23 protein-coding genes are annotated in these 24,859 nt (G+C 70.3%); 9 read left to right on the top strand and 14 right to left on the bottom strand.

Going from position 1 to position 24,859, the window contains the following annotated elements; all coding sequences use genetic code 11:
• The first annotated feature begins 7 nt into the window (after positions 1–7).
• A complete protein-coding gene (gene menD / locus AC4D2C_RS09320; RefSeq protein WP_490914333.1) occupies positions 8–1,822 on the top strand; it encodes a 2-succinyl-5-enolpyruvyl-6-hydroxy-3-cyclohexene-1-carboxylic-acid synthase in 1,815 nt (604 codons plus the stop codon).
• A 6-nt stretch (positions 1,823–1,828) separates the two neighbouring features.
• On the opposite strand, the gene AC4D2C_RS09315 is transcribed toward menD, so the two are convergent.
• The 4 genes from AC4D2C_RS09315 to AC4D2C_RS09300 all read right to left on the bottom strand — a co-directional run bounded on the left by AC4D2C_RS09315 (position 1,829) and on the right by AC4D2C_RS09300 (position 5,812).
• Positions 1,829–2,593 carry an amino acid ABC transporter ATP-binding protein gene (locus AC4D2C_RS09315; protein WP_490914800.1) on the bottom strand — a complete coding sequence of 255 codons (765 nt, stop codon included), beginning with the start codon at positions 2,591–2,593 and terminating at the stop codon, positions 1,829–1,831.
• Entirely contained in the window at positions 2,593–3,378 is a 786-nt protein-coding gene (locus AC4D2C_RS09310) for an amino acid ABC transporter permease (protein WP_490914331.1), read from the bottom strand. Before AC4D2C_RS09310 ends, AC4D2C_RS09315 begins: the two co-directional genes overlap by 1 nt.
• Before the next feature lie 184 nt (positions 3,379–3,562).
• Entirely contained in the window at positions 3,563–4,351 is a 789-nt protein-coding gene (locus AC4D2C_RS09305) for a transporter substrate-binding domain-containing protein (RefSeq protein WP_490914329.1), read from the bottom strand.
• Between the two features lie 120 nt (positions 4,352–4,471).
• Positions 4,472–5,812 carry an isochorismate synthase gene (locus AC4D2C_RS09300; protein WP_490914327.1) on the bottom strand — a complete coding sequence of 447 codons (1,341 nt, stop codon included), beginning with the start codon at positions 5,810–5,812 and terminating at the stop codon, positions 4,472–4,474.
• Positions 5,813–5,923: 111 nt separating this feature from the next.
• Between AC4D2C_RS09300 and AC4D2C_RS09295 the strand changes: the two genes are divergently transcribed.
• From AC4D2C_RS09295 to AC4D2C_RS09285, 3 genes are read left to right on the top strand one after another with little or no spacing between them, the layout of a single operon-like run.
• Positions 5,924–6,685: a demethylmenaquinone methyltransferase gene (locus tag AC4D2C_RS09295; protein WP_490914326.1), complete on the top strand. Its 762-nt coding sequence runs from the start codon at positions 5,924–5,926 to the stop codon at positions 6,683–6,685.
• A complete protein-coding gene (locus AC4D2C_RS09290; protein WP_490914324.1) occupies positions 6,686–8,002 on the top strand; it encodes a geranylgeranyl reductase family protein in 1,317 nt (438 codons plus the stop codon).
• Between the two features lie 9 nt (positions 8,003–8,011).
• Entirely contained in the window at positions 8,012–9,103 is a 1,092-nt protein-coding gene (locus AC4D2C_RS09285) for a polyprenyl synthetase family protein (protein ID WP_490914322.1), read from the top strand.
• Positions 9,104–9,144: 41 nt separating this feature from the next.
• Here AC4D2C_RS09285 and AC4D2C_RS09280 read toward each other — a convergent pair whose 3' ends face one another.
• From AC4D2C_RS09280 to AC4D2C_RS09270, 3 genes are all read right to left on the bottom strand, one after another.
• Positions 9,145–9,621 carry an HIT family protein gene (locus AC4D2C_RS09280; RefSeq protein ID WP_490914320.1) on the bottom strand — a complete coding sequence of 159 codons (477 nt, stop codon included), beginning with the start codon at positions 9,619–9,621 and terminating at the stop codon, positions 9,145–9,147.
• The gene (locus AC4D2C_RS09275; protein ID WP_490907044.1) at positions 9,621–10,046 is read right to left on the bottom strand and encodes a hypothetical protein; all 426 of its coding nucleotides are present in this window, start codon (positions 10,044–10,046) and stop codon (positions 9,621–9,623) included. The genes AC4D2C_RS09280 and AC4D2C_RS09275 overlap by 1 nt, the downstream gene beginning before the upstream one ends.
• A 64-nt stretch (positions 10,047–10,110) precedes the next feature.
• Complete coding sequence (locus tag AC4D2C_RS09270) at positions 10,111–10,746, bottom strand: trimeric intracellular cation channel family protein (protein ID WP_490914318.1); 636 nt, start codon at positions 10,744–10,746, stop codon at positions 10,111–10,113.
• A gap of 162 nt (positions 10,747–10,908) precedes the next feature.
• On the opposite strand from AC4D2C_RS09270, the gene AC4D2C_RS09265 reads away from it, so the two are divergent.
• Complete coding sequence (locus tag AC4D2C_RS09265) at positions 10,909–11,877, top strand: alpha/beta hydrolase (RefSeq protein WP_490914316.1); 969 nt, start codon at positions 10,909–10,911, stop codon at positions 11,875–11,877.
• 54 nt (positions 11,878–11,931) lie between these two features.
• On the opposite strand, the gene AC4D2C_RS09260 is transcribed toward AC4D2C_RS09265, so the two are convergent.
• The 3 genes from AC4D2C_RS09260 to AC4D2C_RS09250 are packed head-to-tail and all read right to left on the bottom strand — an operon-like array spanning position 11,932 to position 13,873.
• On the bottom strand, positions 11,932–12,387 hold the full coding sequence (locus AC4D2C_RS09260; protein ID WP_490914314.1) for an ATP-binding protein: 456 nt from the start codon (positions 12,385–12,387) through the stop codon (positions 11,932–11,934).
• Positions 12,380–12,712, bottom strand: a complete 333-nt coding sequence (locus AC4D2C_RS09255) for an STAS domain-containing protein (protein ID WP_490914312.1) — start codon at positions 12,710–12,712, stop codon at positions 12,380–12,382. Before AC4D2C_RS09255 ends, AC4D2C_RS09260 begins: the two co-directional genes overlap by 8 nt.
• Before the next feature lie 60 nt (positions 12,713–12,772).
• A complete protein-coding gene (locus AC4D2C_RS09250; protein WP_490914310.1) occupies positions 12,773–13,873 on the bottom strand; it encodes a SpoIIE family protein phosphatase in 1,101 nt (366 codons plus the stop codon).
• A 222-nt stretch (positions 13,874–14,095) separates the two neighbouring features.
• Here AC4D2C_RS09250 and AC4D2C_RS09245 point away from each other — a divergent pair, with 222 nt between their 5' ends.
• Complete coding sequence (locus AC4D2C_RS09245) at positions 14,096–15,775, top strand: sensor histidine kinase (protein WP_490914308.1); 1,680 nt, start codon at positions 14,096–14,098, stop codon at positions 15,773–15,775.
• Between the two features lie 39 nt (positions 15,776–15,814).
• Here AC4D2C_RS09245 and AC4D2C_RS09240 read toward each other — a convergent pair whose 3' ends face one another.
• Together AC4D2C_RS09240 and AC4D2C_RS09235 are read right to left on the bottom strand one after the other, a co-directional pair.
• Entirely contained in the window at positions 15,815–17,059 is a 1,245-nt protein-coding gene (locus AC4D2C_RS09240) for a sensor histidine kinase (protein ID WP_490914306.1), read from the bottom strand.
• Between the two features lie 123 nt (positions 17,060–17,182).
• A complete protein-coding gene (locus AC4D2C_RS09235; RefSeq protein ID WP_490914304.1) occupies positions 17,183–18,703 on the bottom strand; it encodes a PucR family transcriptional regulator in 1,521 nt (506 codons plus the stop codon).
• Between the two features lie 167 nt (positions 18,704–18,870).
• Here AC4D2C_RS09235 and AC4D2C_RS09230 point away from each other — a divergent pair, with 167 nt between their 5' ends.
• Positions 18,871–20,301: an aminobutyraldehyde dehydrogenase gene (locus AC4D2C_RS09230; protein WP_490914302.1), complete on the top strand. Its 1,431-nt coding sequence runs from the start codon at positions 18,871–18,873 to the stop codon at positions 20,299–20,301.
• A 27-nt stretch (positions 20,302–20,328) separates the two neighbouring features.
• Complete coding sequence (gabT, locus tag AC4D2C_RS09225) at positions 20,329–21,711, top strand: 4-aminobutyrate--2-oxoglutarate transaminase (protein ID WP_490914300.1); 1,383 nt, start codon at positions 20,329–20,331, stop codon at positions 21,709–21,711.
• Between the two features lie 80 nt (positions 21,712–21,791).
• Here the strand turns inward: gabT and AC4D2C_RS09220 are convergent, their stop codons facing one another.
• Together AC4D2C_RS09220 and AC4D2C_RS09215 are read right to left on the bottom strand one after the other, a co-directional pair.
• Entirely contained in the window at positions 21,792–22,388 is a 597-nt protein-coding gene (locus tag AC4D2C_RS09220; RefSeq protein WP_490907080.1) for a GNAT family N-acetyltransferase, read from the bottom strand.
• A gap of 233 nt (positions 22,389–22,621) precedes the next feature.
• A complete protein-coding gene (locus AC4D2C_RS09215) occupies positions 22,622–23,293 on the bottom strand; it encodes a TetR/AcrR family transcriptional regulator (RefSeq protein ID WP_490907082.1) in 672 nt (223 codons plus the stop codon).
• Positions 23,294–23,429: 136 nt separating this feature from the next.
• Between AC4D2C_RS09215 and AC4D2C_RS09210 the strand changes: the two genes are divergently transcribed.
• Positions 23,430–24,857 (top strand): flavin monoamine oxidase family protein, encoded by a 1,428-nt coding sequence (locus AC4D2C_RS09210; RefSeq protein ID WP_490914298.1) that lies wholly within the window; start codon positions 23,430–23,432, stop codon positions 24,855–24,857.
• Positions 24,858–24,859 lie beyond the last annotated feature (2 nt).

Here is a 24,859-nt window from a genome sequence, read left to right as displayed (position 1 = left end):
TGGAAGCGTGACCGACCCCCTGACCGACCCCGTGACCGACCCGGCAGCACCTCCGACACCCCTCGACTCCGCGACCTCGGCTGCCCGGGCGGTCCGCGCCCTCGTGGCGGCCGGCATCGTCGACGTCGTCGTCGCGCCCGGATCGCGGAGCGCACCGCTGGCCTACGCCCTCGCGGAGGCCGAGGCGGCCGGTCGGGTGAGGCTGCACGTGCGGATCGACGAGCGTTCCGGCGCCTTCACCGCACTGGGCCTCGCGCTCGGCGCACGGCGTCCGGCCGCGGTCGTGACGACGTCGGGCACCGCCGTGGGTGAACTGCTTCCCGCCGTGATGGAGGCCAACCACGCCGCGGTGCCGCTCGTGGTGGTCTCCGCCGACCGGCCCGCCGAGCTGCGCGGCACCGGTGCGAACCAGACCACGGTGCAGCCGGACCTGTTCGGCGTGCACGTGCGTGCCGGCGTCGACGTCCCGGCCGGTGAGGATCCGGAACGCCTCGTGGAGCAGACCCTCCGGATCGCCGTGGGCGTGCCCGTGCAGGGTGTGCCGTCGCAGCCGCCGGGCCCGGTCCACCTCAATCTCGCGTTCCGCGATCCGCTCGTGCCCGAGGGCCCCGAGGGCCCCGAGCGCCTTGAGGGACCTGAGGGACCTGAGGGACCTGAGGGCGATCGGCACACGGTAGTGCCCGGGGACGCGCCTGCGGCTCCGGCGCGGAGTGGCGCGGGGACGGCAGGCATCGCTGCCGCCGGGACCGCGGGAGCCGCGGCGACGAGCGGGACTTCCCGCACCACGGACGGCAGCAGGACCGTCGTCGTGGCCGGGCACGGGGCCGGCGAGCTCGCCGCGGTGTTCGCCGCGCACCTCGGCCTCCCGCTGCTCGCCGAACCGTCGTCCAACGCGCGCTTCGGCAGCAGCGGCATCGCCCCGTACCGGCTGCTGCTGGAGCACCTCGGTCCGGCGATCACGCGCGTGGTGACCTTCGGACGCCCCACCCTGTCGCGTGCCGTCACCGCCCTGCTGGCCCGACCCGACGTCGAGCATGCCCTGTACCTGCCCGAACCCGTCGCGTGGTTCGAGGACGGGCGGCGTCCCGAGCGCATCATCGACGGCCTGGCCGAACTGCTCGCGTTCGCCGGACACGGCGAGGACGGCTGGCTGCGGTCCTGGCGGGAGGCGGGCGCGGCGGCCGAGGCCGCGATCCAGTCCCTCCTCGCCGCCGAGGGGCACCTCACGGGGCTGCACGTCGCCGACGCCGTGTGGGAGCACACGGACGGCAACCTGGTGCTCGGCTCCTCCAATCCCATCCGCGACGTGGACCTCGTCGCCGCCACCGACTGGCATCCGCTGGAGGTCTTCGCCAATCGCGGGCTCGCAGGGATCGACGGCACCATCTCGACCGCCACGGGCGTCGCCCTCGCCGCGGGCATCCCGACACGTGCCCTGATGGGTGACGTCACGTTCCTGCACGACGTCGGCGGCCTGTTCCTCGGCAGCGGCGAAGCCCAGCCGGACCTGCAGATCGTGGTCCTCAACGACGGGGGCGGGGGCATCTTCGGGCTGCTCGAACACGGCGCGGAGGCGACGACGGCGCGCTACGGGGCCGCCGTCGAGCGTCTCTTCGGCACCCCGCACACCGTGGACCTCGCGGCCTTCGCCGCCGCGCACGGGCTGCCCTTCGAGCGGGTGACCACCCTTGACGCGCTGGATACGGCGATGGAGCGGCCCATCGTGGGCCGCTCCATCGTCGAGGTCCGCGCGGACCGCACCACCCTCCGGGACCTGCATGCGCGGATCCGGCAGGTGGTGGCGGACACGCCCACCCGGTAGGGGGACTCAGAGCACCTTCGAGAGGAAGAGCCTGGTCCGCTCGTGCTGCGGGTTGCCGAGGACGTCCTCGGGCTTGCCCTGCTCCACCACCACGCCGCCGTCCATGAAGACCACGCGGTCGCCGACCTCACGGGCGAAGCCCATCTCGTGCGTGACGACCATCATCGTCATGCCCTCCCGGGCCAGCTGCTTCATGACCTCGAGCACGTCACCCACGAGCTCGGGGTCCAGGGCGCTGGTCGGCTCGTCGAAGAGCATCATGTCCGGGTCCATGGACAGGGCGCGGGCAATGGCGACGCGCTGCTGCTGGCCGCCGGAGAGCTGGGCGGGGAAGGCATCGGCCTTCTCCGCGAGTCCCACCTTCGCGAGGTTCCTGCGGGCGATCTCCGTCGCCTCGGCCTTGCCCCGCCTCTTGGCGCGCTGCTGCGCGAGGGTGAGGTTCCTCAGCACGCTCAGGTGGGGGAAGAGGTTGAACTGCTGGAAGACCATGCCGATGCGCGTCCGCACGCCGTCGAGGTCCGTCTCACTGTCCGTGATGTCGACGCCCTCCACCATGACGGTGCCGCTGGTGGGCTCCTCCAGCCGGTTCACGCAGCGCAGCAGGGTGGACTTCCCGGAACCGGACGGGCCGATCACGCACACCACCTCGCCCTGGTCCACGTGGAAGTCGATGCCCTTGAGCACCTCGTTGTTGCCGAAGGACTTGTGCAGCGCCCGGATCTCGATCGCGGGGACTGCCGCAGCGCCTGTTGCCGGATGGGCCACAGGGATCACCGGCCTCTCTTGTTGTGTCGTTCGAGCTTCGCCACGAGCTGGGTGAGCGGAAGCGTGATCACGAGGTACAGCAGCGCGGCGACCACGAGGGGGGTGGCGTTGGCCTGGTTCGTGAGCGCATCACGCGCGAAGGTCGTCAGCTCGCGGTCGCCGATCGCCATGCCCGCGATGAACAGGAGCGAGGTGTCCTTGATGAGGATCACGAGCTCGTTGGTCAGCGGCGGGGTGATGATCCGGAACGCCTGGGGCAGCACCACGGTCAGCATGGTCCATGCGGAGTTCATGCCGAGGGAGCGCGCTGCCTCCACCTGGCCCTTCGGGACGGCCTCGATACCGGCGCGGATGGTCTCCGCGATGTAGGCCGCGGACACGATGATCAGCGCGATCAGGCCGGCGCCGGCGTTGCCGCCGGGCGGACGCCACTGAAAGGCGATGGGGATCGCGTAGGCGAATCCGAAGATCACCAGCAGGGCGGGCAGCCCGCGGAACAGTTCGATGTAGCAGGTCGCGAGCCAGCGGTACGGCAGGACCGGCGAGAGCTTCATGAGCGCGAGCAGGAGACCGAGCAGCAGGCCGCCGACGAACGCGATGGCCGTGTAGATGACGGTGTTCTTCGCGGCGATCGTGAGGATCTCGGGGAACACGGCCGCTGCGATGTCCAGATTGAAGAAGTAGGGCTGGATGGTGGCCCAGTCGGCGGACAGGATGATGAACAGGACGACGGCGGCGAACACCGCGTAGAGGACGCCCTGGATGAGGCGTCTGCGTGTCGATCGTTTCACGCGGAGGGACTACCTTTCTTCGGCAGGTGGAACCGGCGCGGACCCAGGGTTTCCTGGCACCCCAGGCCCCGCCCGAACGAAAAGGGTCCCCCCCGAAACCGGAAGTGTGGAGCTCCCTGTCCGTNGTGGAACCGGCGCGGCCCCGGTGTCCTCGGACATCCGGGGCCGCGCCGGCCGGACGGGGCTACTCCGCGAAGTAGGAGTCGTAGATCTCCTGGTACGTGCCGCTGTCCCGCAGGGCCGTGAGCTGCTCGTTGACGGCGGCGACGAGTTCCTCGCTGCCCTCCTTGGCCATGATGAAGCCGTACTGCTCGTCCGTGGGCAGTTCCTCGGCGATCGTGTAGGCGCCGTCCTCGGTGTGGCCGAGGTTCACCGGCAGGTCCTGCAGCAGGGCGTCCACGTTGCCTGCCTGGATGGCGGCGTACATCTCTGCGTCCGAGGGGAACTGGACCAGTTCCGCTTCGGGCGCGTTCTTCGCGGCGTAGGTCGCGCCGGTGGTGCCCTGCTGCACGCCGACCTGCTTACCGGCGAGATCGTCGATCGACGCGATGTCCGAGTCGGTCGGCACGAGGATGGACTGCAGCGAGTCGTAGTACGGGTCCGAGAACGCCAGGTTCGCCTTGCGCTCCTCGGTGATCGTGACGGCGCTGGCGCCGATGTCGCACTGGCGGGCACCGAGGACGGCACCGCTCTGCAGGCCGTCGAACCCGACGTCCTGGACGGCGAGCTCGAGGCCCATGCCCGAGGCGATCTCCTTCATGAGGTCCATGTCGAACCCGGTGTACTCGCCGTTCTCCTCGTACTCGAAGGGCGGGTAGGGGATGTCCGAGCAGACGGTCAGGGAACCCTCGGACACGAGGTCCAGGCCGCCGGCCTCACCGGAGCCGGCGTCGTCCGAGCCTCCACCACACGCGCTCAGGGCAAGGGTGCCGGCGGCCATGGCGGCCAGCATTGCGGATTTCTTGGAAAGCATGGGTTCCTCACTAGGGCAGACGGGATGCAGGTGAAAAATGTCCTGCTGATTCTAACGACGAAAGCAGGATGAGCATCACGGGCTGCGGCCGGTGCCCGTCGGCCACCGTCACCGCCCGTGTCAGCGGGACAGGCCGAGGGCCTCGATCATGGGGCGGAACTTGCTCCAGGTCTCGGCGAGCTCCGCCTCCGGCTGGGAACCCTCGACGATCCCGCATCCGGCGTACAGCCGCACCCGGGTGGGGGTCTCGACGACGGCGCCACGCAGGGCGATGCCCCACTCGCCGTTGCCCCCGGCGTCGATCCAGCCCACGGGTCCCGCGTACGGCCCGCGCTGCAGGTGCTCGAGCTCGCGGATGAGGGCGCCGGCCACCGTCGTCGGCGTGCCGCACACAGCGGCCGTGGGGTGCAGCGCCTGGACCAGGGCCAGCGACGTGGGGACCTGCCCGTCCTCGTCCACCGTGAGCTGCGCCATCACGTCGGAGGCCAGGTGCCACACATTGGGCAGCTGGAGGACGAAGGGTTCGCTGTGGGAGGTCATCGAGCTCGTGAACGGCCCGAGCGTCGCGGTGAGGGAGTCGATGGCGATCTGGTGCTCGTGGAGCTGCTTCTCCGAGCCCGCGAGCACGCGGGTCGCGTAGCCGGGGTCGTCCGCGGGAGCACTGGCACGGTCGAGGGTGCCGGCGAGGACACGCGCCCGCGCCGTGTTGTCCTCCACCTTGATGAGCATCTCCGGTGTCGACCCGATCAGGCCGTCGACGGCGTAGGTCCAGCAGTCCTCGTACCGGACGGCGAGGTCGCGCAGCACCTGCGCCGTCGCGACGGGCGTCTCGAGGTGCGCGACGATGTCGCGGGCCAGCACGAGCTTGCTGAGCTCGCCCGCCTGCACGTGCTCCACGCCCTCGGCGACGGCGACCTTGTACTGGTCCTCGGTGAGGACACCGGGGCCGAGCCGGTCGCCCGGCCCGGGGGAGCGGTCGGCGTCGGGCTCAGCGAGGTAGGCGGCGAGGGCGGCCTCGGCCGCCTCGGCGGTGAGTTCCGCCCCGGCGTCGTCGGTGATGAAGGTGAGCCAGCTCATGCCGTCGCTGCAACCCACCACCACCTCGGGGACGATCAGGCGGGACTCGTGCGCGGAGGTCTTCGAGAAGGCGAAGGACCCGAAGGCGATCAGCCCGGACCCGGGGACGGACAGCTCGTCCAGCACCTCGGCGCCGGCGAGTTCACGGCGCCACCACTCCTGGGCCCGCGTGAAGCGGTCCGGGCCGGTGACGGTGAACCGCGCGGTCTCCCCGTAGGCGACGAGCCCGCTGCCGCGGCGGATCCAGGTGTGGGCGTCGTTGCGGACCACGTATTCGAGGAGGCCCGTCCGGGGGTCCATGGTGCCGCGCGCCACCGTGATGCTGCGGAGGCCGCGGGAGTGTCCGGGCGCAGGCGGCAGCGCGGTGAGGGACGGTGTGCTCATGATGCTTCAAGCGTACTCCGCGGTAACCCGGCGGATCGGTGCGGGTCGGGGTGCGTGCGTCGGGCCACCGGGCAGATTAGGTGCTGCGTCGTTGTTTGAGACAATGGCGAGGTGAACCGTGCATCCCTGGAGAAGCGTCCTGACGAAGTGGCAGCCATGTTCGACGACGTGGCCCCCCGGTACGACGTCGTCAACGACGTCCTGTCGATGGGACAGACGCGCCGCTGGCGGCGCATCGTGGTCGACGCCGTCGGTGCCGAGCCCGGCCAGCGCGTGCTGGATCTCGCGGCCGGTACCGGCACCTCGAGCGAGCCGTACGCGGACGCGGGCATCGACGTCGTCGCCTGCGACTTCTCCCTCGGCATGCTGAAGGTCGGCAAGCGCCGCCGCCCGGACATCGACTTCGTCGCCGGGGATGCGACGGACCTGCCCTTCGCTGACGACTCCTTCGACGCGTCGACCATCTCCTTCGGGCTCCGCAACGTCAACGAGCCCAGGAAGGCGCTCGCCGAGATGCTGCGCGTCACCCGGCCGGGCGGCCGGCTCGTCATCGCCGAGTTCTCGCAACCCACTGTGGCGCTCTGGCGCACCACCTACACCGAGTACCTGATGCGCGCGCTGCCGGCGATCGCCCGGAAGGTCAGCTCGAACCCCGACGCCTACGTGTACCTGGCGGAGTCCATCCGCGCGTGGCCGAACCAGGACGAACTCGCGACCTGGATCGGCGAGGCCGGCTGGGGCGACGTGGCGTACCGCAACCTGAACGGCGGGATCGTCGCCGTCCACCGGGCCACCAAGGCACCGGCAGCACCCGGCGAGGAACCGCTCCTGCCGGGGCAGGTCCGCCTGCGCCGCACGTCTGCGGCCGTGTAGATGACCGTCCTGATCGTCGGCGCGGGTCCGGCGGGCTCCACCGCGGCGTACTACCTCGCGAGCGCGGGCATCGAGGTCACGGTGCTCGAGAAGACCTGGTTCCCCCGCGAGAAGGTGTGCGGTGACGGGCTGACCCCCCGCGCCACCCGCGAACTCCAGCTCCTCGGCCTGCCGCACGACGAGAACGAGGGGTGGCGCCGCACCAGGGGCCTGCGCCTCATCGCGGGCAGGCGCACCGTGGAGGTGCCCTGGCCCGAGCTCAGTGACTTCCCCGACTACGGCCTGGTCCGCACGCGCCTCGGCTTCGACGAGGCCCTGGCGCAGCACGCGCGCGCCGCCGGCGCCACGATCCTCGAGGGCCACTCCGTGACCGCCGCGCTGCGCGACGGCGCCGGCCGTGTCACAGGGGTGACGGCGAACCTGCTCGACGCGGAGGGTCGGAGGACGGGGGAGACCCGCACCTTCACCGCCGACGTCGTCCTCGCCGCCGACGGCAACTCGACCCGCACCGCGGTCAGCCTCGGGATGCAGAAACGCGACGACCGTCCGCTCGGTGTCGCCGTGCGCACCTACTTCACGAGCCCGCGGACCGACGACGACTGGATGGAAGGGTGGCTCGAGCTGCCGGACGCCACCGGGAGGCCGCTGCCGGGCTACGGCTGGGTGTTCGGGGTGGGCGACGGCACCTCCAACGTGGGCCTCGGCATCCTCAACTCGTCGGCGGAGTTCGGCAAGCTGGACTACAAGCAGGTCCTGCGGGACTGGACCGCGGGGATGCCCCCGGAATGGGGGTTCACGCCCGGGAACCAGGTGGGCGAGATCCGCGGTGCCGCGCTCCCTATGGGCTTCAACCGCACGCCGCACTACAGCCCCGGCCTGCTGCTGCTCGGCGATGCCGGGGGTATGGTCTCGCCGTTCAACGGTGAGGGCATCTCCTACGCGATGGAGTCCGCGCGCTATGCGGCCGAGTTCATCGAACGCGCGCAGGGCATCGGTTCGGCACTGGGACGCGACCAGGTGATGTCCGGCTACGCGCCCCACGTGAGGGCCCAGTGGGGGAGCCACTTCACGCTGGGCCGGGTGTTCGCGCAGCTGATCGGCAAGCCTGCCGTCATGTCGCTGGCCCTCCGCACCGGCATGCCCATACCGGTGCTCATGCGGTTCGTGGTGCGGATGCTGGCCAACCTCACCGACGCGGGCGGTCGCGGCTTCGAGGACCGCGTCATCCACCTGCTCGAGTCGCTCGTGCCACCCACGTCCAACCAGCCGTCCCTGGCGGGCTACCTGCGTGCGCAAAGCGCCGCCCCACTTGGTTAGGCTTAGACGGTGACACAATCCTTCAACTCCGGGTGGACCAGCGTGGGCCACGCCAGCGCGCTGGACACCGCGGACGTCCCGGACGCCGGTGCACTGCGCCTGCCTCCCGGTTTCGCCCTCATCGCCGAGGACCCGGAGCTGGGGCCGTCCGTCTCGTCGTGCCTCGCGGAGGTGGAGAAGCAGCTCCGCGGCGCCATCGCCAACTCCGATCCGCTCGCCGACGCCACGAGCCGCCACCTCGTGGAGGCCGGCGGGAAGCGCATCCGTCCCCTCCTGACCATCCTCGCGTCCCACCTCGGCAACCCCACCCGCGCCAAGGTGGTGCAGGCGGCCGTCGTCGTCGAGCTGACACACTTGGCCACCCTGTACCACGACGACGTCATGGACTCCGCCCCCTACCGCCGCGGCGCCCCGACGGCGCACGAGGTCTGGGGCAACTCCGTGGCCATCCTCACCGGCGACCTCATCTTCGCCAGGGCATCGATCCTGGTCTCCGAACTCGGCGGCGAAGCCCTCGGCATCCAGGCGCGCACGTTCGAGCGGCTGTGCCTCGGCCAGCTCCACGAGACCGTCGGCCCCCGCGAGGGCCAGGACGACCTCGAGCACTATCTCTCCGTCATCGCGGACAAGACCGGATCCCTCGTGGCCGCGTCCGGGCAGCTCGGCGCGATCTTCGCGGACACCCCGCGGGAGGTCGTCGACGTCATGGTCTCCTACGGCGAGAAGGTCGGCGTCGCCTTCCAGCTCGCCGACGACGTCATCGACGTCACGGGACTCAAGGTGAAGTCCGGCAAGACCCCCGGCACCGACCTCCGCGAGGGCGTGCCCACCCTGCCGGTCATCCTGCTCCGCCGTGCCGCAGCCGCCGGCGACCTCTCGGCGGCCGACGTCGTCGCGCTGGTGGACGGCGACCTCTCCTCCGACGAGGCCCTGGCCGAGGCTGTCGCCGCGGTCCGCTCGCACCCGCAGACGCAGGAGGCGTGGGCCGTGGCGCAGCGGTGGGCGGACGACGCCGTGGCCGCCCTCGGTCCGCTGCCGGACAGCGTCGTGAAGCGGGCGCTGGCCAGTTTCGCGCAGGCCGTGGTCAGCAGGGACGTCTAGCCCCGCCCGGTGCGGCGGCACGGCCGACGGGACCCGCAGGGCTACCGGGCCGGAAGGAACGCCCTCAGCTCGTCGGCCTTCCGCGCCCTCACCGCCGGGTCCACGACGGGACGCCTCGGCGTGAAGTAGAAGCCGTCGTCGTGCCAGCGCGGCAGGACGTGCTGGTGGTAGTGCCAGACGTGCTGGCTGCCCGCCGGCTCGTTGTGCTGGCGCGTCGAGACGCCGTCCGGAGTCCACGCGAGCTTGATCGCGATCGCGATGTCCCGGGTGAGGGTCATGATGCGGGCGGCGACGTCGTCGGGCAGTTCGTACAGCAGCTCCACGTGCTCGCGGGGGGTGATGAGCACGTGGCCGGGGTTCGGCTCGAAGCCGTGCGAGGCGATGAAGGCCAGCACGAGGTCGTCGGAGTGGATGACGTCGCCCGGGCGGCAGAGGTTCCCGGGGTTGCTGAAATCATCGCGCGCCAGGTCGCAGAAGGGACACCGGTAGCTCTCGGGCGCGTGGTGGGCGAACTCCATCAGTTGTCCTCGTCCTCCTCGAAGACCCACTCGAAGAGGTCGAGCACGTACTCGCTGAAGGTCCCCTCCTCGCTCTGCCACTCACCGCGCGCGTTGTTGCGCCGCCACACGATCGGGTCGGGGACATCGAGCTGGTCGGCCTTCATGCCCCACGTGAACTGCTCGTCCTCGTCCTCGAGGAAGAGCAGGTAGCCGTCCTCGATCTCGAGCTCGTCCGGGTCCCAGAAGAAGTGGAACGCCTCCATGATGTCCTCGGTGGCGCCGACCGCACGGTAGAACTCGTGCAGGGCGAGCGGGAGGCGGAAGTCCTTGCCCTCGAGCAGCTCGGCGAGCTCGTCCTCGGACAGACCGTCCTCCTCGACCCACTCGTCCTCGAAGTAGGAAGGCACCAGGGCGCGGAATTTGTCGGAAAACAGCTCAGTCACTAGTACTCCAGGAGAGGTGGTGGGGGATGCTCTCATCCTAGCCCGGCGGGTCGGGGGGCGCGGGCTACTTTCGACCTGCCGGAGTCCTCGCCGCCAGCGGTGCATGCCAGCCGTACCGCCAGGCGAGGACGCGCAGGGAGAACACGAGCGACGCCGCGACGGTCCCCGTGACGAGGGTGAAGGACCCCGTCAGGTACAGCACGGTGACGATACTGGCGCCCAGCATCGCGGGGAGGGCGTAGATGTCCCGCGGGTCGAAGAGCTGCGGGATCTCGTTCGCGACGACGTCGCGCAGCAGTCCTCCGCCGACGGCGGTGGTGACGCCCAGCAGGATGGCCGACACCGGGTGCAGCCCCGCGTCGAGCGCCTTCACGGTCCCGGTGATGCAGAACAGCGCGAGGCCGGCGGCGTCGAAGAGGACCAGGACCCGCTTGACGCGTTCGACGCCGGAGACGACGAAGTAGACCAGCACGGTGGCGAGCAGCGGAGGCAGCAGGTACACCGGCTCGGTGAAGGCCGCCGGCGGGACGTCGATGATGAGGTCACGGGCCACCCCTCCGCCCAGCGACGCGAGGGAGGCGAGGAGGAGGGACCCGACGAGGTCGAAGCCCTTCCGTGCGGCCAGGAGCGAGCCCGAGACGGCGAAGAAGAAGACGCCGAGGAGGTCGGCGGCCAGGGCGATGTGTGAGGCGGTATCCATGTCTTCCTTCGGCGGAACGGTGCTGCAGCGGCCGGATGCGCGCGTCGGACGGCCGGCCGCGCCACAGGGCACTGACCAGCATGACAGAGGCGGCGATCCGCCCGGTGCCGGCCGTGCGGATCCACCCGCGGCGACGGGATGCCCGGGACTAGGCTGGCCTCCATGACCAGCGCACACGCAGCAGGCACGGACACCGTCGAACCGAGTGCACGGGACGGCTCCCGGGCCATGCGCGTCGCGTCCCGGCTGATCGGCGTCCTGCCGACCAAGAGGAACCTCAGCGGCACGGACTGGGTCGACGCCAGGTACCCGGGCCGCACGTACCCCTCGGTGGCGGCCATCCCGTGGACGTTCAGGCAGACGCACACCATCCAGGAGAAGCGGATCGACGGGGTCCGCACCATCACCGTCCGGCCCCTGCTGGGAGCGACGCGCTCTCACATCATCTACACGCACGGCGGCATCTACATCAACGAGCTCGGGCGCCCGCACTGGTGGATCATCGCCGAACTCACCAAGCGCACCGGCGCCGCGGTCACCGTGCCCCTCTACCGCCTGGCGCCCGAGAGCACCTACCGGGAGGCGTTCCCCTACCTCGTCTCGGTCTACCGGGAGGTCCTCGCGACGGCGGAGCCCGACGACGTCACGCTGATGGGCGATTCCGCCGGCGGAGCACTCGCCATCGCGCAGTCATGGGCATTCCGCGACGCGGGACTGCCCGCACCCGGCCGCGTGATCGCCTTCTCCCCGTGGCTCGACGTCACGGGCACCAACCCGGAGATCCCGAAGTACGACGCCGTGGACCCCATGCTCTCGGTGCCCGGCGGTGTCCGGGCGGGCCTGTGGTGGTCCGACGGCGACGATCCGAGGACACCCCTGGTGAGCCCGGCCTGCGCGCCCGAGGACCTGCTGGCCGAGGTGCCCGTCACGCGCATCTACCAGGGCACACGGGACGTCTGCATGGCGGACGCGGTGGTGTTCCGGGACCGGGCCGTGGCTGCAGGGGCGGATGTCACCCTGAGGGTCTACCCGGGCGGTTTCCACGTGTTCCCCGCGTTCCCGCGCCTGCCGGAGTCCAGGGATGTCTACGCGGATATCGAGGCGTTCCTCGGCCGGCCGGCCCTGCCCTAGGCGCCGCAGCACTGCCCCGAGGCACGCCTCAGGGGCAGGGCAACCGGGTCGCGGTCAGGTTGAGCCGGAGTCCCGGGACAGGACCCAGACATTGGTGTCGTCCTGGCGTTCGACGGTGACGGTGGTGACGAGTGCACGGATCATGGCGAGCCCTCGGCCTGATTCGTCGTCCTGCAGTGTGCCGTCATCAGGGAAGGCCGGCCCCGAAGGCGGGTCGAGGTCGGGGAGCGGGTCGATCGGTTCGGCGCCGATCTCACTGATCACGGCACTCAGCCGACCGGTGCAGACGGTGAGGTCGACGCCGAGGACCAGGGTGGCCCCCTGGGCGGGGACACCGTGCTGTACTACGTTGCTGGCGGCCTCGATCACCGCCGTGGTGAACGCCATCTGGTCGAGTGCCGGGACGAAGGCCGCGTCGGCCCAGAGCTGATCGAGGATGCCGTGGAGTTCTTCGATGGACTCCTCGGTGGCGGGCTCCTCGAGGGTGCGCTGTGCCAGGACGTCATTCATTGAGGAAGGCCTCCTCGGGAGTGGGGTGCGGCGTCAGTACCCGGTGCATGCTGGTCAGTTCCAGCACCATGGTGACCTGTGGCTGGACGGCGGCGATGCGCAGATCGCCGCCGGACTGCCGTACCAGCTTGAGGCAGCCGATCAGGGCGCCGAGCCCGGAGGAGTCCATGAAGCTGGTACCCGCGAGATTCACCACGATCCGCTTCCCGCCCGCGCTGACGACCTCACCGATTACCTGCCGCAGCCTGGGTGCAGCGACCATGTTCAGGCGGCCGGTGACCGCTACCTCCGTGTAGCGTCCCTTGTCCTGTGTGGTGAACTCCATGTCCATTTCCTCTTCCGATGGGTCTCCGGGTCAGCGGGGCGACGGCGCCGGGCCTCGGGGTCAGGTCGTGGAACGCCTCAGGATGACGACGGTGACGTCATCGGCGACCTCCGGGACATCGGCCAGGTCCAGCAGCGCTGCGCAGGCGGCCTCGGCGCTGGGGGCCGCCGTCACCACGCCCGCCACCGCCTCCGTGAACTGTTCGACCGTCTCGTAGACGTCCAGCAGCCCGTCGCTGACGATGGCCAGCTGGTCCCCGGATCCGAGCTGGACCACCCCTGCACGCCATGTCTGGTCAGGCCATGCTCCGACCGGCGGCCCGGCCGAGGGGAGCCGCGTCGCACTCCCGTCCGCTGCGACGTGCAGCGCGAGTCCGTGGCCGGCATCGACGTAGTCGACGACACCGGTCGCCGCATCGAGGCGGCCGTGGAAGAGCGTCACGAAGGACTTCGTCTGTTCGAGATCGGCTTCCGTTGCGCGAGCCGCTGTGGCGAACGCGGTCTCGATGCCCGGCTGCCTCGCGACGGACCGGAGGGTTGCCCGCACCGTCGCCGCAATCAGTGCTGCCCCCATGCCTTTGCCCATGGCGTCGGCGACCGTCAGGTGCAACCCATCCCGAGTGCTGTACCAGTCGTAGAAGTCCCCACCGACGCTTCTCGATGGCCGGAACCGCCCCGCGAGCTCGTAGTCCCGGAGCGTGAGATTGTCGCGGGGAAGCAGATTCTGCTGCACCTCCGCGGCCCGCAGCCGATCATCGGCATTGGCGATGTCCGCCGCGGCTTGCCGGCTCTGGCGGCGGAACAGCGTGTTCACGCGAGCCACGAGCTCCCGCGGGCTGAACGGCTTGAGGATGTAGTCGTCCGCACCGGTCTCGAGACCCGTGAGGCGCTCGATCTCGTCGGTGCGCGCCGTGATCATGAGGATGTACGCATCGGAGAAGGTGCGCACCTCCCGGCAGAGGTCCACGCCGTCGCCGTCCGGGAGGTTGAGGTCGAGCGTGATGAGGTCGGTACCGGCCCGGGCCTTCTCCAGACCCTCGCGCGCAGTCGCCGCCTCACTCACCTGGAAGCCCTCCCGCTTGAGGACCTGGACGAGCAACCCCCGGATGTCGCCGTCATCCTCGACGACCAGTGCGCGGCGAACCTGAGGGGCGACAGTCATGATGCTCATTAAACGCTACGCGGCAGCATGCTCCGGACCGGTGACGATCCGCAGCCGGAACCGCCGATCCGTTGCGCTGAACTTGATGGGATCTTGAGGGGCGGAGCGCTGCTTCCCCCCGGAAGCAAGGGGCTGCCGCGTTATCCTGAGGCTGGGGGCCGGGGCTCGCAGCCCGTCAGGCAGGGGCGGAGCAACTCGACGATCGACAGGGAAGGCCGGGGAATGGACAAGGTGCTCTCCTATCTGACGCTCAACACCCGGCAGTTCCACGAGCTGACCCTCCGCATGCGCGTCATCCTCAGCCAGCTCCCGCTCTCACTCACGGTGCTGCTGGTCCTGGCGGGCGGCCTCATGTTCCACCGCGACCTCTTCGCGAGCCAGGCCTTCCTCATCGGCGTGGGCCTGCAGGCCGTACTGCTCGTGCTGTGCGTCGCCGTGCCGTGGGACCGCCTCCCGCACGCGACCTTCCTGGTCATCCCGCTGCTCGACTTCATCCCCATCGGCTTCATGCGCTACGGCGCGGGAACCGTCATCACCGGCGTGGGGCTCCTCACCGTGTTCCCGGTCATCTGGCTCGCCGCCTCCGGCCTGTTCCCGCGCGCAGCCCTCACGGCCGGTTTCCTGGGCGCGCTGGGCGTCGTGTGGGTGCCGGTCTTCGTGACCTCCGCCGAGGTCAACTCCCAGTCCCTCACGCAGTCCTTCCTGCTGCCGTTCATCATGCTCGCCGTCGGCGTGACCATCCGCGTGATGACCGCGAGCATGATGGCCCAGCAGGCGATGGTCGAGGAGAAGGACCGCGCTCTGCAGGGGCTCCTCGAGGACAGTGCCCGCCGAGAGCGGCTGCTCCATACCGTGGTCAACAGCGTGGACATCGGACTGATGGCGCTCGACGAGACGGGCCGGACCGTCCTCGGCAACCGCAAGCTCGAGCAGCTCCGCACGCTCGCGGGTGGTTCCGGCGGGACCGCGGAGGAGGACCTGCGCATCTACCAGCAGGACGGCGGGACGGCCGTGCCCGCGGCACGGCGACCCGCACGGCGGGCTGCCGAGGGCCACGTGTTCTCCGACTACCTCCTGTGGTGGGGGGAACAGCCCGGCCAGCGCGTGCTCTCGACGTCGTCGCGCCTGATGACCAACCAGGCCGGCACCCGGGAGGGATCCGTGGTGACTTTCAACGACGTCACCGAGCTGGTCACCGCACTCAACGCGAAGGACGAGTTCGTGGCGACGGTGTCCCACGAACTGCGGACGCCCCTCACCGCGATCAGGGGCTATCTCGAGCTGCTGACCACCACGCCGGACCTCGAGCCGGCGGTCGCGTCCGGCCTCGAGGTGGTGTCACGCAATTCCGAGCGCCTGCATAAGCTCGTGGTGGACCTGCTGTCCACCGCGGAGGGTGCGCCCGAGATCACCCCGGTGCCCACCGACTTCTCCGGCCTCGTGGGCCGGCGGATCGCGACGGCGCAGGAGGGCAACAGCAACCCCCTGGTGCGGTTCGAGGACCGTACGGAGCCCGGCCTCGTCGCCCTGTGTGATGCCTCCAGCATCAGCCAGGTGCTGGACAACCTGCTCTCGAACGCCATCAAGTACTCACCGGGCGGAGGGCGCGTGACGGTCAGTGCCGCCGAGGTCGACGGCGAGGTGGAGTGCAGCGTCACGGACGAGGGCAGCGGCATGTCCCCCGAGGAGCTGAAGGGCGTGTTCTCGAAGTTCTTCCGCACGTCAGGCGCCCGCAACGCGGCCATCCCCGGTGTCGGTCTCGGGCTGGCCATCTCCAAGGCGATCGTCGAACGGCACGGCGGCGCCATCACGTGCCGGAGCGTCGAGGGCGCCGGGTCGACCTTCACGTTCCGGCTGCCGCTCGCGCACATAGGGCAGGACCAGCAGCTCCAGGCACAGTAGCGACGCCGACGCCCGGGCCCAGCTCGGGGCCGGTGGCCGTCAGACCGCCGGTCCGAGATCCACCGCGACCGTGGTCCCGCCGCCCGGCGTCTCCGTCACACTGACCGACCCGTCATGCGCGGTCGCGATCCGGACGCACGTCGCGAGCCCGATCCCGTTGCCCGCGGGATCCCCGTCGCGGTGCAGCCGCACGAGCGGCTCGAGCACCCGCCGGCGGTCGGCAGGATCGATCCCCTTGCCGTGGTCGATGACGCGCAGCACCTGGGTCTCGCCGACACTCGCCACGACCTCGACGCGCGGGGGAACACCCGGCGTGGAGTACTTGATCGCATTCGAGACGAGGTTCTGCAGGAGAGCGGTGACCTGCGCCCGGTCCACCTGCAGCTGGGTGTCCTGCACCGAGATGACGGCATCGGACGCGCTGCTGAGCGGCAGGACGTCCTGCAGCACGGCGCTCATGACGGTGCTGAGGCGGATCGTGCTGCGATTGATCGACCCGCCGATACGGGAGAACTCGAGGACGTCCTCCACCGTGGCGAGCATCCGGCTGGCGCTGCCGCGGATGATGCTCAGGTAACGGGCCGCCGGTCCGGAGGACTCGACGGCGGTGTCCAGCTCACCGAGCTCGGTGTACCCGAGGATCGCCGTCAGCGGGTTCTTCAGGTCGTGGCTCACGCGTGCGGCGAAGCCTGCGAGGTCCTCGTTGCTGCGCCGCACCACCTCGAGGGCGTCCACGAGCTGCCGTGTGGTGAACTGCAGTTCGAGCACCTCCACGACCTGCCGGGCGAGGATCTCCAGGCCCTCCCGCTGTTCGACGTCGAGCTCGGACACCACGGGGGAGAAGACGCACAGCGACCCGAGGGCGTACCCCTCGTGCGTGACGAGGGGTACGGAGGCGTAGGACCGCACCTTGGCGATGCCGCCGTTGACGAAGGGGTTGTCGGCGAAGCGGGGATCACGGGACGCGTCGGCCAACGCGGTGATGGACCCCGAGGTGAAGACCTTCGAGCACATGGAATCGTCCCGCGAACACACCGCGGGGTCCACGCCGACGGCGGCGATCTGGTGCTGCTGGTCCGCGGTGATGATGTTGATGACACCCGCGTCCATCCCGCTCATGCGCACGGCGAGCCTGACCAGGTCCAGGAGTTCGGGGGGTGTCTCGTACCCGAGCCGGTCCACAGGGGTGCGGTCGGTCTCACCGTAGGGGAGGCGGTACTCCTGCAGGATCGCCTGGCGGGCGAGCTCCTGCAACTCCGCATCGTCGGCAGACAGCAGTGACATGAGAACCCCCGAAGAACCTTGAGACCGGTATGTACGGGTCAAACTATTCCATGCACCGGATAGCGGGTGGAATAGCCGCCGGTCGATGCCGGATCCCGACCGGCCTGGGCGGCCGTCGTAGTGTCAGCCGAGAGCCCGGATGCGCAGTGCCAGGTAGAGGTGCACGCGGTCCGCGGTGACGGCGGGGTCGTAGCCCGTGAGCGTGACGACCTGCTGCAGCCGGTAGCGGACGGTGTTGCGGTGGAGGCCGAGGGCGGCGGCGACGGCGGCCACCGAGCCGTCGAGATCGAGGTACCGCTGGAGGGTGGCGAGGAGGCCCGCGCCGTGGGCCTCGTCGAAGGCCTCGAGCGGCTCCAGGGTCTCGGCGGCGAGGTCGGCGAGCGGTACATCGGCGCTGGTCATGAGCAGGGACGTGAGGCTCAGTCGATCCGCGATATTGAGGGCCTGGCCCCGCTGCAGGGCCTCCCGGGCCTCGAAGTAGCTCCACCGCAGTCCGTTGGGCTGGGCGTACGTCCCGCCGACGCCGATCCTCGCCGTGAGGCCGGCGCCGTGCAGGTAGCGGCCGAGCTCGGCCGGCTCGGGCGTGGCCGGCGTGGCGGCCGAGGGCAGGACGAGCACGAGGCGCTCGTCGACGAGGCCGGCCGGCACGCCGCTCCAGCCGTCGGGCAGGGGCAGCGTGCGCAGGGCCCGCCGCTGGCCGGAGGCGACGTCGACGATCAGCACGCCGTGGCGCACCGCCGTATCGATGCCGGCACCTGCGAGCCTCGCTGCGGCCTCCGCGCCCGCGAGGGTCCCGCGCACCACGTCCTCGAGCAGCTGGCCGACGGCGTTCCGCATGCCCGTCCGGTTCCTGGCCTGGTTGGTCAGCTCGACGGAGATCAGGTTCTGGGCGTACTCGACGACGGCCGCGCGGCCGTAGGGCTCGGCGATGGCGAGCGTGCAGCGGTCCTTGAGCCCGGTCGCGATGGGCAGGTGATGCCAGGCGCGGGCCTCGGGCCCGGACGCGCCGGCAGCCGACGAGGCCGGAGCGGACGCGCGGGCACTGCTCGGATCCGGGCCGGACACGCCGGTACCTGACGAGCGGGTACCTGACGAGGTCGGACCGGCTGCACCGGCGATCCGGGCACCGTACTGGAACAGCGCGACGTCGGTGCCGAGCATGCGGGCGAGCTCCCCGAGGAGGGCTCCGAGTCCACCGGGTCCGAGGAGCGCCGAGGCGAGGACCGCATGGCCCTCGAGGAGTTCCTCGAGGCCCGCGAACCGGTCGGCGGACAGGGCGTCGGCCACCTTCCTGCCGATCGCGACGAAGGGGACCTCGTAGGGCACACGGAAGGCGGGCAGCCCGACGTCGTCCGCCTCGGCGAGGACGGCGGCCGGGATCCGCTGGTGCGTCAGGCCCACCCCGAAGCCGATGGCGAGCGCGCCCGCCTCGTGGGCCCGACGGACGAAGGCCCGCTGGGCCGCTCCGGTCCCGAGCCGCACGCCCGTGGTCAGGACCACCTCGGCGCCGTTGAGGAACGGGCGAGGATCCTCGAGTTCGGTCACCGCCACCCACTCGATGGGATGGGGCGGAGCGGCCGCTCGGCCCTCCGCGACGAGCCCGAGCGCCGTATCCGCCAGCAGGTCGGTAAGGGTGATGGCCATGCGTCCAGCATAGGACGCGGCTGTACGCCTGCACGGACGACACCGGTTTCCACTGTGCAGGTATCCGTGGCTTGGTGCGCCTCCCGCCCGGTAACGTTCTTTCGATATCCCCCGCCCGCATCCGTCCGGGCTCTGCGTGGACCTGATCTCGTGAAAGGCACTGCATCGTGGCTGAGACCCTTCAGAACTACATCGACGGAGCGTTCGTGTCGCCCGCCGGCACCGAGCTCCTGGACATCGTCAACCCGACCAACGGCGAGGTGGTCGCCCAGTCGCCCGTGTCCTCGCCCGCCGATGTCGACGACGCCATGCGGGCCGCAGCGCGCGCCTTCACCACCTGGAAGCGGACCACGCCGAGCCAGCGACAGCTCATGCTGCTCAAGCTCGCAGACGCCGTCGAGGCCGCGAGCGACGAGCTCGTCGAGGCACAGCACCGCAACACGGGCCAGGTGCGCGAGATGATCGCCGCCGAGGAGGTGGCGGTCGGTGCCGACCAGCTGCGGTTCTTCGCGGGCGCCGCCCGTGTCCTCGAGGGCAAGTCCGCCGGTGAATACCTCGAGGGCCACACCTCGTACGTGCGCCGGGAGCCCATCGGCGTCGTCGCCCAGGTGGCGCCGTGGAACTACCCGTTCCTCATGGCGATCTGGAAGATCGGGCCTGCGCTCGCCGCCGGCAACACCGTCGTCCTCAAGCCCAGCGACACAACCCCCGAATCGACCCTCGTCCTCGCGCGGCTCACGCAGGGCATCCTGCCCGACGGCGTCCTGAATGTGGTGCTGGGCACCGGCGAGACCGGTGCCGCGATGATCGAGCACCCCGTCCCGGGCCTCGTGTCCATCACGGGCTCCGTGCGTGCGGGTATCGCCGTCGCCACCAGCGCGGCGAAGGGCCTCAAGCGGGCCCACCTCGAGCTCGGTGGCAAGGCGCCCGCCGTCGTCTTCGCGGATGCGGACCTGAAGAGGAGCGCTGCGGCCATCGCCGAGTTCGCCTTCTTCAACGCCGGTCAGGACTGCACGGCCATCACGCGCATCCTGGTGCAGGAGGAGGCGCACGACGAATTCGTGGCCGCCATGGTCGAGCACACGGCCACGCTGAGGACCGGCAACTCCGACGACTCCGAGAACTACTTCGGTCCGCTCAACAACATCAACCACTTCAACGCCGTCAACGCCGTCATCGACGCGCTGCCCGCACACTGCAGCATCGCTACCGGAGGCAAGCGCGCCGGCGACAAGGGCTACTTCTTCGAGCCCACGATCATCACCGGCGCGCGCCAGGACGACCCCGTGGTGCAGCAGGAGACGTTCGGGCCGATCGTCACGGTGCAGACCTTCTCCACGGAGCAGGAAGCCGTGGAGCTCGCCAACGGTGTGGATTACGCCCTCGCGTCTAGCGTCTGGACCACGGACCACGGGACCGCCATGCGCGTCTCCCGCGAGCTCGACTTCGGCGCGGTCTGGATCAACACGCACATCATGCTCACCGCCGAGATGCCGCACGGCGGCTTCAAGAACTCCGGCTACGGCAAGGACCTCTCCATGTACGGCGTGGAGGACTACACCCGCATCAAGCACGTCATGAGCGTGCTGGACGCCTAGCCCGTCCCCTCGAGACAAGGAACTTCGATGACCACCTTCGCAACCACCCCCGAGACCGCGCCGCGCTTCCGGCTCGAGCAGAAGCGACGTATCACGGGCGACTTCCCCGGCCCCAAGTCCACCGAGCTGGCCGCCCGCCGCGCCGCCGTCGTGGCCAAGGGCGTCGCTTCGGGCGTGCCGGTCTACGCCGCCGACGCCGACGGCGGCATCATCAAGGATGTGGACGGCAACTCGTTCATCGATCTTGGTTCGGGCATCGCGGTCAACAGCGTCGGCGCCTCCGACCCCGCCGTCGTCCGGGCGGTCCAGGAGCAGGTGGCCCACTTCACCCACACCTGCTTCATGGTCACGCCGTACGAGGGCTACGTGGCCGTCGCCGAGCAGCTCGCCGAGCTGACTCCCGGCGACTTCGAGAAGCGGACCGTCCTGTTCAACTCGGGTGCGGAAGCCGTGGAGAATGCCGTGAAGGTGGCACGCCTGGCCACCGGCCGGGACGCCGTCGTCGCGTTCGACCACGCCTACCACGGCCGCACGAACCTCACCATGGCGCTCACGGCCAAGGCCATGCCGTACAAGACGAACTTCGGGCCCTTCGCGCCCGAGATCTACCGCGTGCCCATGAGCTACCCCTTCCGCGAGGAGAACCCCGCCATCACGGGTCCCGAGGCGGCGCAGCGTGCCATCACGATGATCGAGAAGCAGATCGGCGCCGAGTCGGTCGCCGCCATCATCATCGAGCCCGTGCAGGGCGAGGGCGGGTTCATCGTGCCGGCCGACGGGTTCCTCCCCGCACTCGCCGAGTGGGCCACGGCGAACGGCGTCGTGTTCATCGCCGACGAGGTACAGTCCGGCTTCTGCCGCACCGGTGAATGGTTCGCGGTGAACCATGAGGGCGTGGTGCCGGACATCATCACCATGGCGAAGGGCATCGCGGGCGGCATGCCGCTCTCGGCCATCACCGGCCGGGCGGACCTGCTCGACGCCGTCCACGCCGGCGGGCTCGGCGGCACCTATGGCGGCAACCCCGTGGCCTGCGCCGCGGCGCTCGGCGCGATCGAGACCATGAAGGAGCAGGACCTCGCCGGACGTGCCCGCCACATCGAGGAGGTCGTCACCGAGCGCTTCACCGCCCTGCAGGCCGATCTGGGGGAGCAGAGCATCATCGGCGAGCTGCGCGGCCGTGGCGCGATGCTGGCGATCGAGTTCGTGCAGCACGGGGGCAAGGTGCCGAACGCAGAGGCCACCAAGGCCATCGCCGCGCAGTGCCTCCGCGAGGGCGTCATCATCCTGACCTGCGGTACCTACGGCAACGTGATCCGGCTGCTGCCGCCGCTGGTCATCACCGACGAGCTGCTGACGGACGGCCTCGACGTGCTCGAGCGTGCCATCCGCACCGTCGACGCCGGCTGACCGCTTCCGCGGGACAGCACCGGTACGAGGAAGGCCCCGCAGCGTTGCTGCGGGGCCTTCGTCATGGGGGAGGGGTCGGGTCAGCCGACCGGGATGAGTGCCCGGAACCGGGGGTTCTCCGCCAGGAAGGCCTGAGCGTGCGGGCAGTAGGGCACGGGGGAGAGGCGACGCCTGTGGGCGTCCAGCAGCGCGTGGCGGATGAGTACGGGCTCCAGGCCGGAGCGGCCGTAGGAGGGGCCGACGACGGTTTCCAGGAGGCGGATGCGGCCGGCCCGCATGTCGTACTTCACGTACCCGACCATGACGCCGTCGTGGAACAGTTCGAAGCGCGAGCTCACGGTGTTGTCGCGGAACTTCTCGCGTAGCTTCGCGCTCTCCATCTGCTCCGCGGCGCGTGCCTCGCGCCCCTCGAGGGCGTGGATCACGGCCTCGTAGTCCTCCCGCACGCCGAAGGGTGGGAAGTCGGTGTCGAGGACGCGGTAGAGCTGGTTGCAGAGGATGCGGAGCTCGCGCGTGGTCACGTCCGACAGGTCGAACGGGACCTCGGGCGCCTCGGGGCCTACGGGCTCGACGGGGGCGTCCGCGAATTCGATGCCCTGCAGATCGGACGGCGTGCTCCGTCCGGCAGGCTCGCCGAGCCGGGAGAGGGTATCGGGGGAAAGCGGTGCAAGTGTCATGGCGACCTCGTACATCTGGAATTCGTCGTGGCCGCTGCTTGACCGCTCCCTGAACATAGCAGCTAGCTCGCCGTCCGTAAAGCTAGATAGTCTAGCAATCAGCACTCTCACCGTCCGATCAGATTGCGGGCTTCCGCGCAGGGGCGCCGTCCTGCGGGGCATCCGGAGCCGGCCGGGCGGACTCCTGCGGCCGGGCGGGATGGTGTCCGTCCGGGCGGGCCCGTGTGTGCGCGTCAGGACGTGTAGGCCGCGAGTTGCTGGCGGAGCCCGGCGATGATCCCGTCGAGGCCCGCGCGGAATGCGGCGTCCGCAGTGCTCCCGGTGCCCGCGGCTGCGGTGGCGCTGCGCACGGCGGCGGTGAAGACGGGGAAGCGGTCCGCCAGGGGGCCCGAGTCGAAGATGTCGCCGGGAGCGGTGACATCGAGTGCTGAGCCGTAGATGAAGGATTCCAGGGCTACGATCGCCGGCACGATGCGCTCCTCAGGCCACCCCGCCCGCTGGAACCCCCGGGCCACCTCCTCGTACATGCGCAGCGTGTCCGGCGCGTCCGTGACGGGCAGGACGGCGATGACCGGGACGAGTGGCGCATGCCGGGCGAAGACCTCGCGGTAGGACCAGGCCCACCGCCGCACGGCCTCGTCCCAGGGCTGATCCGCGAAGGCGTCGAACTCCACCATGGTCATGACGTGGTCCTGCACCCAGCCGAGCACCTCCTGCTTGGACCCGGCGTGATTGTAGAGCGCGGACGGCGCCACGCGGAGGCGTCGGGCGACGGCCGACATCGTGAGCCCCTCGTACCCCTCGCTGGCGATGAGGTCGAGTGCCGCGTCCGTGATGCGGTCCTTCGACAGCACGCTCCTGGGGGGACGTCCGGCGCGCCGTGGCTCCGGCGCTGCTGTGGTCATGGAAGCTGCCTCCTGGTCCGGTACCGTCGACTCCTCGGCCGCTCCCTTCCCACGTGGGGCGCCCATGGCTATAGTAGGGCAAAATAATGAATGACATTCATTTTGTGGCCCGCGTCATGCGGGGCGGGAGGATCTCATGGACATCATCGAGCGCGACGTCGTCATCATCGGAGCGGGGCCCTCGGGCCTGACCGCAGCACGCGAACTGAGGAGGGCGGGCCACTCGGTCGCCGTCGTCGAGGCCAGGGACCGGGTGGGCGGGCGCACCCACACGGACGTCATCGACGGCGCCGTCCTCGAGGTGGGAGGCCAGTGGGTGTCTCCCGACCAGACCGCGCTGATCGGGCTCCTCGACGAACTCGGCATGGACACGTTCCCCCGGTACCGCGAGGGCGATTCCGTCTACATCGGTCCCGATGACCGGCCGGTGCGGTACTCGGGGGAGATGTTCCCCGTCAGCGACTACACCCGCGAGGAGATGACGCGGCTCATCGACATCCTCGACCGGCTCGTGGCCGAGGCCGGCCCGGAAGCGCCGTGGAACCACCCCGACGCCCGTGCCCTGGACACCATCTCCTTCCACCACTGGCTGCGGCAGCAGTCCGACGACGAGGAGGCGTGCGACAACACCGGGCTCTTCATCGCGGGCGGCATGCTGACCAAGCCCGCGCACTCCTTCTCCGTCCTGCAGGCGATCCTCATGGCGGCGACCGCCGGGTCCTTCTCCAACCTCGTGGACGAGGACTTCATCCTCGACCGGCGCGTGGTCGGCGGCATGCAGTCCGTCTCCGAGCGCATGGCCGCCGAACTCGGGGACGACGTCATCCTCTCGAGTCCCGTGCGCACCCTCCGCTGGAGCGGCATGGACGGGCACGGCAGTGCCGGCGGCGTCACGGCCGAGGGCGTCACGGTCGTGTCGGACACGACGACGGTGAACGCCCGGTACGCCGTCGTCGCCGTCCCGCCGAACCTGTACTCGCGCATCAGCTACGAGCCGCCGCTCCCGCGACGCCAGCACCAGATGCACCAGCACCAGTCGCTGGGGCTCGTCATCAAGGTGCACGCCGTCTACGCCACACCGTTCTGGCGCGCGGAAGGGCTCTCCGGGACCGGCTTCAGTGCAGGCTCGATCGTCCAGGAGGTCTACGACAACAGCAACTACGAGGACCCGCGCGGCACTCTGGTGGGGTTCGTCTCCGACGAGAAGGCGGACGCGATGTTCGAGCTCCCGCCGCACGAGCGCCGCGAGCGCATCCTCGGCTCGATCGCGGGCTTCCTCGGCCCGCAGGCCCTCGACCCCGAGGTCTACTACGAATCGGACTGGGCCTCCGAGGAGTGGACCCGCGGTGCGTACGCCTCCAGCTACGACCTCGGCGGCCTGCACCGCTACGGCCGCGACCAGCGCACGCCGGTCGGTCCCATCTACTGGTCCTGCTCGGACATCGCGGCCGAGGGCTACCAGCACGTGGACGGCGCCATCCGCATGGGGCGGCGCACCGCCGCCGACGTCCACCGTGCCCTCGCCTCCGGGCTGCAGTCGGCCGGCACCGCGAAGGGGGCCTGACC

It is taken from the genome of Arthrobacter sp. TJ-240 (genome assembly GCF_058269195.1).
This window is presented reverse-complemented; position numbering and strand designations above follow the sequence as displayed.

Excerpts from the sequence above, each read along its gene's own strand:
- gabT (WP_490914300.1), top strand. The coding sequence starts at position 20,329 with ATGACCACCTTCGCAACCACCCCCGAGACCGCGCCGCGCTTCCGGCTC.
- AC4D2C_RS09255 (WP_490914312.1), bottom strand. The coding sequence starts at position 12,712 with ATGGAGTTCACCACACAGGACAAGGGACGCTACACGGAGGTAGCGGTC.
- AC4D2C_RS09210 (WP_490914298.1), top strand. The coding sequence starts at position 23,430 with ATGGACATCATCGAGCGCGACGTCGTCATCATCGGAGCGGGGCCCTCG.
- AC4D2C_RS09260 (WP_490914314.1), bottom strand. The coding sequence starts at position 12,387 with ATGAATGACGTCCTGGCACAGCGCACCCTCGAGGAGCCCGCCACCGAG.
- AC4D2C_RS09245 (WP_490914308.1), top strand. The coding sequence starts at position 14,096 with ATGGACAAGGTGCTCTCCTATCTGACGCTCAACACCCGGCAGTTCCAC.
- AC4D2C_RS09280 (WP_490914320.1), bottom strand. The coding sequence starts at position 9,621 with ATGGAGTTCGCCCACCACGCGCCCGAGAGCTACCGGTGTCCCTTCTGC.
- AC4D2C_RS09290 (WP_490914324.1), top strand. The coding sequence starts at position 6,686 with ATGACCGTCCTGATCGTCGGCGCGGGTCCGGCGGGCTCCACCGCGGCG.
- AC4D2C_RS09215 (WP_490907082.1), bottom strand. The coding sequence starts at position 23,293 with ATGACCACAGCAGCGCCGGAGCCACGGCGCGCCGGACGTCCCCCCAGG.
- AC4D2C_RS09265 (WP_490914316.1), top strand. The coding sequence starts at position 10,909 with ATGACCAGCGCACACGCAGCAGGCACGGACACCGTCGAACCGAGTGCA.
- AC4D2C_RS09240 (WP_490914306.1), bottom strand. The coding sequence starts at position 17,059 with ATGTCACTGCTGTCTGCCGACGATGCGGAGTTGCAGGAGCTCGCCCGC.
- AC4D2C_RS09220 (WP_490907080.1), bottom strand. The coding sequence starts at position 22,388 with ATGACACTTGCACCGCTTTCCCCCGATACCCTCTCCCGGCTCGGCGAG.
- AC4D2C_RS09305 (WP_490914329.1), bottom strand. The coding sequence starts at position 4,351 with ATGCTTTCCAAGAAATCCGCAATGCTGGCCGCCATGGCCGCCGGCACC.
- AC4D2C_RS09250 (WP_490914310.1), bottom strand. The coding sequence starts at position 13,873 with ATGACTGTCGCCCCTCAGGTTCGCCGCGCACTGGTCGTCGAGGATGAC.
- AC4D2C_RS09270 (WP_490914318.1), bottom strand. The coding sequence starts at position 10,746 with ATGGATACCGCCTCACACATCGCCCTGGCCGCCGACCTCCTCGGCGTC.
- AC4D2C_RS09300 (WP_490914327.1), bottom strand. The coding sequence starts at position 5,812 with ATGAGCACACCGTCCCTCACCGCGCTGCCGCCTGCGCCCGGACACTCC.
- AC4D2C_RS09235 (WP_490914304.1), bottom strand. The coding sequence starts at position 18,703 with ATGGCCATCACCCTTACCGACCTGCTGGCGGATACGGCGCTCGGGCTC.